Below are 9,234 nucleotides of genomic sequence, written 5' to 3' on the forward strand. Positions count from 1 at the left end.
AGCCCCTCAGCGCTGATCGTGGTGCCATGGATGAACTTCCGCCATCGTGGACGGCATGAACCATCCCCTGGTGTTTGTGATCGCCCCATCCGCCTCCCTTCCAGAAGGGGAGGCCAGCTGGGACGATCTGTTGCAAGCCCAGCGCCAGGGGCCCGGCGGCGCCTTTGCCCTGCGCCTGTTCACCGCAGCGGGCACCTCTGCTGATCAGCTGGCGCAGCTGTCCTGGGAGGGCGAGCTTGATGCGCAGAACGCCGGCCAAAGCCGCCGGATGATCTGCGATGCAGTGGTGCCTCAGTTCGACCCGCGCAGCAATGCCATCGGGGTGTATCAGCGGGCGGCCGACTCCGATCGCTTCCACTGCCTCGATCGCTTCCCCCTGATCGACGCCAGCAACGAAACCTGCTGGTTTTATCCCACCCACGACGGCTCCTTTCTCAGCTGGGAGCGAGCACTGACCCTCACCCTGAAGCCAGGCATGGTGGCGGCGGAAGCCCAACCCAAAGCACCGAGCCACTACGAGCGCAGCCAGCTCACCCTGCTCTGGAGTCTCCTGGCCGACGACGCCAGCCTCACCTGCGTTGGCCTCACCTACGGCGGGCAGCGCATCGAATGGCCCCAGGCCCACAGCCAGCCGGAGCCGATGGCCACCTGGAGCCTGTTCACGGTCGACACCCAAGCCGATGTGGCCCTCACGGTGGAGGCATTGCAGACGGTGTTTGCCAACGCATGAGCGAGGCCCCTGAGCAACAACGCCTGGAACTGCTGCAGCTGCTGCAACAAGAACCCCGCGGTAGTGCCAATCGCCATGGGGATCGCATCCGGGCTCTGATCGACGCTCTTGAGCAGGCGCAACCGGCCGATCTCTCCAGGCCGGAAGCACTGCAGCAGCTGGAAGGAGTATGGGAACTGCGCTGGAGCAGCAGCAGCCAGCCCTATCTGGCGGTGGCACCCTGGCTCGAAAACCTGCAGTGCCTCTCGCCATCGCAGGGGCGCGGGATGAACCTGTTGCGGCTGGGGGGCCCGCTCGCAGCCGTGGCCGGCATCGCCGTGGAGGCCTCCATCGCGGTGGTGCAGGCGGAGCAGTCACCGAGCCAGCGGGTGGAGGTGCGCTTTCGCCGCGGGGGCTGGCTCGGGCCAGCCCTTGGCTCCAACCGATTGCAATGGCTGCGCAGCGTGAACCAGAGCTTCCCTGCCTGGCTCGACATCACCGTGCTCGACGCAAACCTGCGCGTCTGCCGCGGCAATGCCGGCACCGTGTTTGCACTCACACGCCGCCAGGATCTCAACCTGGCGGATCTGCTGCTGACGCCCCAGAACTGAGCGAGGCGAACACCTGCTCTATTGAAGTCAGGTCGAAATCAGTGTTCGTGAGCACGGCCGTCTCAAAGTCTTCCTGGAAATCAGAGAGGCTCTGCAGAATCTGCTCCGCCGTGCCCTCGCCCGGCATCGGCGCCGCGGATCGGCCCTGATCGTCGCGGGAAAAGATCCGCCAGAACGCCAGCACCGATTGCTGCCCAGGTGTGAGCGACTGCGAACCGAGGGTCCACGGGTGAAGCGCGGCGAGCTGCTTCACCTGCTGCCAGCTGGGGTGATCGGCAAAGCCGGCATCCACCGCCGACAGCGCCGCCAGAAAGTCGTCGTCGCTCATCACTCTTCGCGCTTGTTGGCCAAGCCGCCATTGCAGTAATTCACAGCCAAGGCGGGCCGCTCAGCCTCCGGCAGGTTGGGGATGTTGCGCTCCAACCAACCCAGGCTCGCGTTGTAGCACTTGTTCCAGCGCGAGGATTCACCAGCGATCGGCCCAAGCGACAGCGCGATCGACACAGAGCTGGCGGTGGCAATCAGAGCCAGCACCGGGAACAGATGGGCATTGATCATCTCGCGCACGGTGAGCTTGCGTCCGTCGTGATCAGCCATGGCCGTGGGTGCTGCAACTGCGCGCACTCTGGCGCTCTCCTCGCATCCACGCACCCTCTTGTCATCAGCTAACGGAGCTCCTCCGGGGGCTTGGGATCCTCCGCTCAAGGTCTTGGCGTGACTACTGCCCGGCAGGAGTGAAGTCGAGCACCAGATCACCGGCAGCGTCGCGCTCAATCACAAACAGGAAGCCATCCACCGTTCCGCTCCAGCTGCCTTCCTCAGGATCGGCGCTTTCCCCAAACTGCTGAGACACCTCGTGATCAAACAGCTGCTCGAACACATGGGCGGCCACGATCGCCGCCTGGTGTTCATCCATCTCATCGAGTTCGTGGGGCTCCACCGCGCAACCCTCGAGCATCTCGGCATCGAGCACATTGCCGCTGCCGAGATCCGCCACGAGAGCCTGCAGTGCGTCGTCCATCAATCCGAAGCTCCTGCGTCCATGCTGAATCCAGACCAGCGCCACGGCAACTCAGGGCGTGCAGGGCCCATTGGCGCTGACCACCACCTCATCGCCCAGCTTCACCGAGCTGAGCAAGCTATTGAGCACAGGCTCGGCCACATTCACGCAGCCGCCCGTCACCTTCTGGCCAATGCGCTGATCATTGTTGCTGCCGTGGATGGCGAAGCTGTACCAGCGGAACTTGCCGTCGTAAGTGTTGAACTTGAACGGCTGCTTCACGCTGTTCACCGGCGCAAGGCTCACATAGCCGATGCCGTATTCACCCACTTCGCCATCACCGCTGAAGTCGATCGCGTTCATGCTCTTGAACAGTGATGCCTTCAGCTCCGCTTCGCTCTTGCCGGATTGCTTGATCAGCGCCGGATCCATTTCAAAGCGATTGTTGCTGAGAATCGCATTCACCTTGAACGTGCCCAGGGGCGTGTAGCCCTCTTCAAAGCGGCTACCGGCGCAGGTCACGCCAAGCCGTCCGTACCCCACCTTGAAGATGGTGCGGTCGTTGCCCAAGGGCAACACGCCAAAACTTTTGGAGGGGTCCTTCAGATCGAGCTCGATCCGGACCGGCCCAGATAGGGGCTTGGGCCCTGGCTTCTCGGGCTTGCTCGAGGTGCAGCTGCTCACCACCAAGGCCAGACCCACCAGGCCTAAAGACGAGAGTCGGCGCATCAGGGCTTGGCAGCGTCGCGCCCATGATGCCGGCACGTGGCCAAAAGCGCCCCCGCCATGACAGCACTACGACGCTGTCACCAACAAGCCATCCCGCGGGCTCGGGCTGGGGATCAGCGCCAGGCTGAGGTCTTGATCCGGAACCAGCTGCAGCGCAACCTGCTGCAGCAAGCCCACCGCCATCAAACGGATCTCCAGTTCCGCCAGGGCTTTACCTAGGCACACCCGTTCACCGCCGCCGAAGGGCAACAGCGTGAGCCCGTGATCGGGTTCCAGGTGCCGCTGAAAACAGCTGCCCCACCAACCGGCGCCGGGCGCGGTGGTCGGCGCCGTTGCGATTGGCCAGCGAACGGCTCCCCAGCAGCTGCCGCACACTCTCCGGCCACCAGCCCTCGGTGCCGTCGCTCTGGCTGAACAGATCGCTGATCGCCCGCTCACCGCGGATGAACACCAGCTGCTGGCCCAGCAACTTGGTTTCAAACACATCGCCGAGCGGCTCAAAGCGCGTGAGCGCGAAATCGGCATCGCGGAAGAAGGCCAACGCCTCCAGCACCCCGCTGACAGCGCCACTGTTTGGCAGCGGCCGCCCACTCAGGCCCTCGGGTTCACCAGCCATGGCACTGACCCTAAATGGGGTAGTGGCCGCCGTGCGACTCACAGGAGACTGCAACCATCAGGACACGAGGACAAGGCGATGACCTGCCTCAGACCGCCCAGCCCAGATCCAACCGAACCTGCCTGGGATCCACCTGCATGAAGTGGACCCCCAGCGGAGAGCTCTCCGAGCTGGACCTCCACACCATCCTCGAGCGGCTGGCCCGCGTGGATCCCAATCTGGCTGGATCAGAAGATGCCGAGGGTCTTTTTCTTGCAGTACCCAGCGCCGATGTTCATCCAGCCTGAGGGGCAGGCCTTCCCGTCTGTGGGCTGCACCTGGTAGTAGATCGGCGAATAGCAGCTCTGCTTGAGGTCGTTCACGTAGCCGAGCGGGCACTGGTCATAGCCAGGCAGCTTGGGAATCCGGTTCTGCGCCATGGCTGCACCGGCACTCAACAACGGTGCACCCGCGAGGGTGATGGCTGCGGCAATACGGAGCGAGCTCACCGGTAATCAGGCAACTCGATGCACCCTAAGCAGATGCTGAAAAGCTGTCAGGATGCATCCCATGACCTATTCCGTGCTCAGCCACGACGCTTGGGGCAGCGCCAATGTGGGCAGCTTTCCCAGCTTGGAGCAGGCCCGTGAGGTGTTCCAGGCCCTGCAGAACGACCGTTGGTTCCTCGCAGACGGCACGGTGCGGGGCCTCTCAATCGTCGAAACCAGCTCCGGCGCTGAGGCCCTCACAGCCGATGCCCGCACCGTGGAGCGCTTCAGCTTCCCGCCGGCCTGAAGATTGCTGAAGCAATCCTTAAAACAGTTGGATTGAACACCGTTAGATCTGCCCAACTTGCATCAGGGTGTCGTTTCAAGAGAAGACCGGGGGTGCGATGGATCGGATTTATCGGCTGATTGATGCCTGCTTTGAGCCCCATCAGCAGCTCGATGATTGCTATTCCAGCCTCGATGAGGCGATCACTGATGCGGTGACGTGGCTGCAACAGATCTGCGCCGAACCGCAGCAACAGCTCATCGGCGTTGAGGTGTGCGCCGCCAATGGCGACTGGCGCACCTGCCGGCTCCCCACGCAGCTGATCTGCAACCTGCCCAACTGAGCCGTTCAGCTGGCGTCAGGCTTCGTCCAGTAGCGGTACAACCAAACGCCGCCGCCGCCCCAGAGCAGCGTCCACAACACAAAGGTGGTGGCAGTGCCGAGTTGCCCGGTTTCGAGCGAATACACGCCGGCCTGGATCAAGCCCGCATCAATCAAGGAGCCACCGATCCCCCAGCCCAGCACCCAGGTGAGCAGAAAGCCGATGGCCTGAAGATTGGTGGTCATGCTGCGGTCGCGCTGAAGCGGCGGTTCACCTCGTTCCAGTTCACCAGATCCCACCACGCCGTGATGTAGTCGGGCCGGCGGTTCTGGTAGTTGAGGTAGTAGGCGTGCTCCCACACATCCAGGCCGATCAGAGGCGTGCCGCGCTCGATCTCCGCCAGGTCCATCAGCGGGTTGTCCTGGTTGGCGGTGCTGGTGATCGCCAGGCCACCCTCCGGCGTGCGGATCAACCAAGCCCAGCCCGAGCCGAAGCGGCTGGCTGCCGCCTGGCTGAACTGCGTTTGCATGGCCTGGAGCGAGCCAAAACTGGCCTCAATCGCTGCGAGCAGCTCAGCGGAGGGCTCACCGCCTTCACCCGGAGGCGCCATCACCGCCCAGAACTGGCTGTGGTTCCAGTGCCCGCCGCCGTTGTTGCGCACCGCCACGGGGAAGCGAGAGATCTGGCCCTGGAGGGCATCCAGGCTCAGCTTGGCAAGCTGCGGGTTGGCCTTGATCTGGCCATTGAGGTTGGCCACGTAGGCGCCGTGATGGCGGTCGTGGTGGATCGTCATCGTGGTGGCATCGATCGCCGGCTCCAGTGCATCCGGGGCGTAAGGCAAGGGCGGCAGCGTGAATTCAGCCCAGGCAGGCAGCGCCAAGCCCAGCAGGATCACCAATGCCGCCAGGCCGTTGATCAGCGCGCGCTTCATCCATCCACCATCAGATCAGCCCAGCCTGGCAGCTTCACGCAACCCGCTGCCGGCTTCGACAGAGTGGGGATCCAGCCATGGCGGCCATGCTCCTCTTCAATCCCTTCTGCCCGATCAGTGCAGCCCGGATCGCCGGCCTGAAGGCCACCGTGATGCTGCTGTTGGTGATGCTGATCAAATCGAAGCTGCTGCGCGTGAAGATGTCGCTGCTTGGATCCCTGCTGGGGCTGTTGATGCTCACGGGCTTCCTGATCAGCACCGGCCTGCTCACCGTGGTGGCCGGGGGTGCCGTGCTCTATGCCGCCAGCCAGAAGCGCGGATGAGCCAGGCCCGCCCTGCTCTTGAGGGCCTCCGCTGCGACCGCTGCCAGGCCCTGGGTCCGATCCACTACCGGGTGAGGTCGGCGTTGGCGCCCCAATGGCAACTGGTGTGCCCGCTGTGCTGGCCCACCCTGCGCGCGCAGCCCGGCTACCGCTATGGCGGCACACGCAAGGCCAATCGCCGCCGGCGCTCTTAGCTAGAACCCAACAACGCTGAACGCCACCCATGCCGCTCGTTCCTCGCTGGAAATACATGACGGACGACGCCAAAGCGCTCACGCGTCGCGTTGCGGTGTCGGCGTTGGCGGTGATCGGCGCCCTGGTGTTGTTGCGGGCCTTGCTGCCCTGGGTGATCGTGGGAGTGATTGCCTGGTGGATCTGGACAACCGTGAAGCGCTGAATCCGCTGCCCCCGATTGCCGGGCGCGAAGCTCATCTGCGCGCCCTGATGGCGCAGGCAGCGCCGCCCCACCCAGCGACAAGCCTCCGCGAGGTGCACGCCTGCTTCTGCTGCGCGCTGCACATGCACCAGCCCACCATTCCCGCTGGTGCCGGGGGTGAACTGATCAGCCATCTCCAGTACATGCTGGAGCACCCCGGAGAAGGCGATAACCACAACGCCGAACCCTTTGCCCAGTGCTACCGCCGCATGGCGGATTTGATCCCGCAACTAATCAGCGAAGGCTGCAACCCGCGGATCATGCTCGATTACTCCGGCACCCTGCTCTGGGGCTTCGAGCAGATGAATCGGCGCGACATCCTCGATGCGCTGCGCTTTCTTGCCTGCGACGCCACGATGCAAACCCATGTGGAGTGGCTCGGCAGCTTCTGGGGCCACGCCGTGGCCAGCTCCACGCCGGTGGCGGATGTCGCGCTGCAGATCCAGGCCTGGCAGCATCACTTTGCCGCTCTCTTTGGTGATGCGGCCCTGCAACGGGTTCGTGGTTTCTCCCTACCGGAGATGCACCTGCCCAACGATCCCGATGTGCTCTACGCCTTGGTGATGGCCCTGAAGCAGGCGGGTTACCGCTGGCTGCTGGTGCAGGAACACAGCGTGGAGCACCCCGATGGATCCGGGCTGAGCCACGCAGACTGCCTGGTGCCCCATCAGCTCGTGGCCATCAATCGCAGTGGGGAGCGCGCCGAGATCACGGCACTGATCAAAACCCAGGGCTCCGATACCAAGCTGGTGGGGCAGATGCAGCCTTTCTATGAAGCGCTGGGGTTGAATCCCGTTCCGCTTGGAGGCACCACGATTCCACCCGTGGTCGCCCAGATCGCCGATGGTGAAAACGGCGGCGTGATGATGAACGAATTCCCGCCAGCCTTCATCCAGAGCTATCAGCGCCTGCGCGACACAGCCGATTCCCGCACCACCGCCATCAACGGCAGTGAATACCTCGATGCACTCGCTGCCAGCGGTGTAACGGAGACGGATTTCAGCCCGATTCAGGCCGCTGGCCAACACGCCTTCTGGGCCCAGACCGCGGCGGAATCAAGCAACGCTGTAGTCCTTGATGGGTCGTCCTGGACCAACGACATCAGTTGGGTGGAGGGCTACACCAACGTGCTGGAGCCGATGCAAGAGCTGAGCGCCCGGTTTCACCAACGCTTTGATACCGCGGTCGCCAACGACCCCAGCGTGACCTGCAGCCCCGCCTATCAGAACGCGCTCTTGCATCTGCTGTTGCTGGAAACCAGCTGCTTCCGCTACTGGGGCCAGGGCACCTGGACCGAGTACGCCAAGGAGCTCTACGCCAGTGGACTGGCACTGATCGAACAGCCGTACGCACAACCGGCCTGATCCCCAGGCGCCCACAGCCCCAGGACGCCGTGCGCAATCTTTCGTTACACTTCTAAGGAACGCTTCATGCCTCAGTGGTCGCCACCGTTGCCATCGACTTTGTGAGCCTGCTGTTCGGCATTCCCCTGCGTCAGCTGGCCACGGCAGCAAGCCTGATGCGCCTTATCCCTGGCTGAACGCTCCCACGATCGCCATCACCAGCAGGGCGATCGAGCTCAGGAAGCTGATGCCAAAGCCTGGGCCGCGCTTGCCCGGTGCCAGCCTGTACCCCACGCCATAGGCCACGCGACCACCCACCCAGATAAACCCGAGCAGGCAAGCCCAGGTTTCGTTGCCCATCAGAGCAGCCAGCCAGAACACCGGCAGGAAGAACACCAACTGCTCAAGGGTGTTCTGTTGCACCCGCAGAGCGCACTCAAACGGCTCCGGGCCGGAGGTGGCCGGCGGCATCACCTTGTGCTTCACCCGCGCCTGACCTACGGCCATGGCCGTGCCCTGATAGGTGATCAACGCCGCAAGGCTCACCACCGCGGGCAATGCAGGAACGCTCATCTAGGAAAGAACTCAAGAGGCCAGTGATAGCAGCAGCTAGGGTCAGCCCAACGCAACGACATGGCCGCCGCCGTGGGGAAAGCCTTCCTGCTCAGCTCAACAGTTCTCGCATCGACTGCCGTTCCAGCGTTCGCCAATGTTGATCCCGAGCTGCACAAGCTCTGTATGGATGCCCGTGATTACTCCGGATGCATCCAAATGCAGCAAAAGGGTGCCGAAAGCCCAACGAAGCTCAGTCTTAATGCTTGTCCGGCGGGTCATGCCTACTCAGGTGCCGGCTACTGCACCCGCGTGATCTGCGATTCACCCCGCGGCGGAATGCTGACCCGCATGGTGCTGAGCTCAGATGGCCACGACCCAGAACTAGCGGGCAAAGGCAACAAATGCCCCAGAACCGGTCTGTTCTCCCGCAACGGTTCCCTGCGCTGGGGCACCGACACGGTGGCCGCAGCTCACGATTCCGCCTGTCCCAATGTGCCATTACAGGTGGGTTGGCAGAACGCTTGCCTCATGGAAAGTGGCGAGATCAAACCAACGGCGCTTGGGGCGCGCTAACGCCCGCACACCTGCCGCATCTCCAAGAGAGCATCCGACGAATCCTTCTGGTGATCAGCCGTAAGCGTGGCAGCGATCATCTCCGCTTCTGCTCCGAGCACGGCGGTGTAGCAGCGCCAGCGCTTGCTCGCTTCCGCCCAGTTCTTGAGCCGGTGGGAGTGCTCCAGAGCCGCGCGGCACGAAGCGGGAGAACCCGAGTCACGACACTGCTGCGCCAGCTGGCCATAGGCCGCCATGTGCTGCGCGGCCCCTGGCGCAGGCCACAGGAGGGGCAGCAGCAATAACGGACGAAGCCATCCGGCGCGCCCAGATCCCATCGCCAACCACTCGTTG

At 63.7% G+C, this 9,234-nt stretch carries 20 protein-coding genes; 9 read left to right on the forward strand and 11 right to left on the reverse strand.

Translation table 11 applies throughout. From position 1 onward, the window contains the following. The first annotated feature begins 55 nt into the window (after positions 1-55). Together KUL97_RS04650 and KUL97_RS04655 are read left to right on the forward strand one after the other, a co-directional pair. A complete protein-coding gene (locus KUL97_RS04650; protein WP_217795802.1) occupies positions 56-730 on the forward strand; it encodes a hypothetical protein in 675 nt (224 codons plus the stop codon). Next, the gene (locus KUL97_RS04655) at positions 727-1,320 is read left to right on the forward strand and encodes a PAP/fibrillin family protein (RefSeq protein ID WP_217795803.1); all 594 of its coding nucleotides are present in this window, start codon (positions 727-729) and stop codon (positions 1,318-1,320) included. The genes KUL97_RS04650 and KUL97_RS04655 overlap by 4 nt, the downstream gene beginning before the upstream one ends. Here the strand turns inward: KUL97_RS04655 and KUL97_RS04660 are convergent. From KUL97_RS04660 to KUL97_RS04685, 7 genes are all read right to left on the reverse strand, one after another. Continuing rightward, entirely contained in the window at positions 1,283-1,648 is a 366-nt protein-coding gene (locus tag KUL97_RS04660; RefSeq protein WP_217795804.1) for a hypothetical protein, read from the reverse strand. The genes KUL97_RS04655 and KUL97_RS04660 overlap by 38 nt on opposite strands. Beyond that, entirely contained in the window at positions 1,648-1,917 is a 270-nt protein-coding gene (locus KUL97_RS04665; RefSeq protein ID WP_217795805.1) for a hypothetical protein, read from the reverse strand. The genes KUL97_RS04660 and KUL97_RS04665 overlap by 1 nt, the downstream gene beginning before the upstream one ends. A 121-nt stretch (positions 1,918-2,038) precedes the next feature. Beyond that, the gene (locus tag KUL97_RS04670; RefSeq protein WP_217795806.1) at positions 2,039-2,341 is read right to left on the reverse strand and encodes a hypothetical protein; all 303 of its coding nucleotides are present in this window, start codon (positions 2,339-2,341) and stop codon (positions 2,039-2,041) included. A 51-nt stretch (positions 2,342-2,392) separates the two neighbouring features. Next, the gene (locus tag KUL97_RS04675) at positions 2,393-3,049 is read right to left on the reverse strand and encodes a L,D-transpeptidase (RefSeq protein WP_217795807.1); all 657 of its coding nucleotides are present in this window, start codon (positions 3,047-3,049) and stop codon (positions 2,393-2,395) included. Between the two features lie 66 nt (positions 3,050-3,115). Next, positions 3,116-3,298, reverse strand: coding sequence for a cytochrome P450 (locus KUL97_RS13690; RefSeq protein ID WP_254896182.1), 183 nt, complete (start codon positions 3,296-3,298; stop codon positions 3,116-3,118). Beyond that, positions 3,279-3,665, reverse strand: coding sequence for a hypothetical protein (locus KUL97_RS04680; RefSeq protein WP_254896183.1), 387 nt, complete (start codon positions 3,663-3,665; stop codon positions 3,279-3,281). The genes KUL97_RS13690 and KUL97_RS04680 overlap by 20 nt, the downstream gene beginning before the upstream one ends. Before the next feature lie 227 nt (positions 3,666-3,892). Then, positions 3,893-4,084, reverse strand: a complete 192-nt coding sequence (locus KUL97_RS04685) for a hypothetical protein (RefSeq protein WP_254896235.1) — start codon at positions 4,082-4,084, stop codon at positions 3,893-3,895. Between the two features lie 130 nt (positions 4,085-4,214). Between KUL97_RS04685 and KUL97_RS04690 the strand changes: the two genes are divergently transcribed. Together KUL97_RS04690 and KUL97_RS04695 are read left to right on the forward strand one after the other, a co-directional pair. Next, positions 4,215-4,439 carry a hypothetical protein gene (locus tag KUL97_RS04690; protein WP_217795808.1) on the forward strand — a complete coding sequence of 75 codons (225 nt, stop codon included), beginning with the start codon at positions 4,215-4,217 and terminating at the stop codon, positions 4,437-4,439. A gap of 97 nt (positions 4,440-4,536) precedes the next feature. Next, positions 4,537-4,761 carry a hypothetical protein gene (locus tag KUL97_RS04695; protein WP_217795809.1) on the forward strand — a complete coding sequence of 75 codons (225 nt, stop codon included), beginning with the start codon at positions 4,537-4,539 and terminating at the stop codon, positions 4,759-4,761. A 5-nt stretch (positions 4,762-4,766) separates the two neighbouring features. Here KUL97_RS04695 and KUL97_RS04700 read toward each other — a convergent pair whose 3' ends face one another. Next, entirely contained in the window at positions 4,767-4,985 is a 219-nt protein-coding gene (locus KUL97_RS04700; protein ID WP_217795810.1) for a hypothetical protein, read from the reverse strand. Continuing rightward, positions 4,982-5,671 carry a superoxide dismutase gene (locus KUL97_RS04705; protein WP_217795811.1) on the reverse strand — a complete coding sequence of 230 codons (690 nt, stop codon included), beginning with the start codon at positions 5,669-5,671 and terminating at the stop codon, positions 4,982-4,984. Before KUL97_RS04705 ends, KUL97_RS04700 begins: the two co-directional genes overlap by 4 nt. 86 nt (positions 5,672-5,757) lie before the next feature. Here KUL97_RS04705 and KUL97_RS04710 point away from each other — a divergent pair, with 86 nt between their 5' ends. From KUL97_RS04710 to KUL97_RS04725, 4 genes are read left to right on the forward strand one after another with little or no spacing between them, the layout of a single operon-like run. Next, positions 5,758-5,994 (forward strand): hypothetical protein, encoded by a 237-nt coding sequence (locus KUL97_RS04710; protein WP_217795812.1) that lies wholly within the window; start codon positions 5,758-5,760, stop codon positions 5,992-5,994. Beyond that, positions 5,991-6,188 carry a hypothetical protein gene (locus KUL97_RS04715; RefSeq protein ID WP_217796073.1) on the forward strand — a complete coding sequence of 66 codons (198 nt, stop codon included), beginning with the start codon at positions 5,991-5,993 and terminating at the stop codon, positions 6,186-6,188. The genes KUL97_RS04710 and KUL97_RS04715 overlap by 4 nt, the downstream gene beginning before the upstream one ends. 29 nt (positions 6,189-6,217) lie before the next feature. After that, positions 6,218-6,391: a hypothetical protein gene (locus KUL97_RS04720; RefSeq protein WP_217796074.1), complete on the forward strand. Its 174-nt coding sequence runs from the start codon at positions 6,218-6,220 to the stop codon at positions 6,389-6,391. Between the two features lie 47 nt (positions 6,392-6,438). Continuing rightward, complete coding sequence (locus KUL97_RS04725; protein ID WP_217796036.1) at positions 6,439-7,794, forward strand: glycosyl hydrolase family 57; 1,356 nt, start codon at positions 6,439-6,441, stop codon at positions 7,792-7,794. A gap of 162 nt (positions 7,795-7,956) precedes the next feature. Here the strand turns inward: KUL97_RS04725 and KUL97_RS04730 are convergent, their stop codons facing one another. After that, on the reverse strand, positions 7,957-8,346 hold the full coding sequence (locus KUL97_RS04730) for an MAPEG family protein (protein ID WP_217795813.1): 390 nt from the start codon (positions 8,344-8,346) through the stop codon (positions 7,957-7,959). A gap of 60 nt (positions 8,347-8,406) precedes the next feature. Between KUL97_RS04730 and KUL97_RS04735 the strand changes: the two genes are divergently transcribed. Beyond that, positions 8,407-8,901 (forward strand): hypothetical protein, encoded by a 495-nt coding sequence (locus KUL97_RS04735; protein WP_217795814.1) that lies wholly within the window; start codon positions 8,407-8,409, stop codon positions 8,899-8,901. On the opposite strand, the gene KUL97_RS04740 is transcribed toward KUL97_RS04735, so the two are convergent. Beyond that, positions 8,898-9,218: a hypothetical protein gene (locus KUL97_RS04740; protein ID WP_217795815.1), complete on the reverse strand. Its 321-nt coding sequence runs from the start codon at positions 9,216-9,218 to the stop codon at positions 8,898-8,900. The genes KUL97_RS04735 and KUL97_RS04740 overlap by 4 nt on opposite strands. Positions 9,219-9,234: the final 16 nt, after the last annotated feature.

It is taken from the genome of Synechococcus sp. HK05 (assembly GCF_019104765.1).
Lineage (GTDB): Bacteria > Cyanobacteriota > Cyanobacteriia > PCC-6307 > Cyanobiaceae > Vulcanococcus.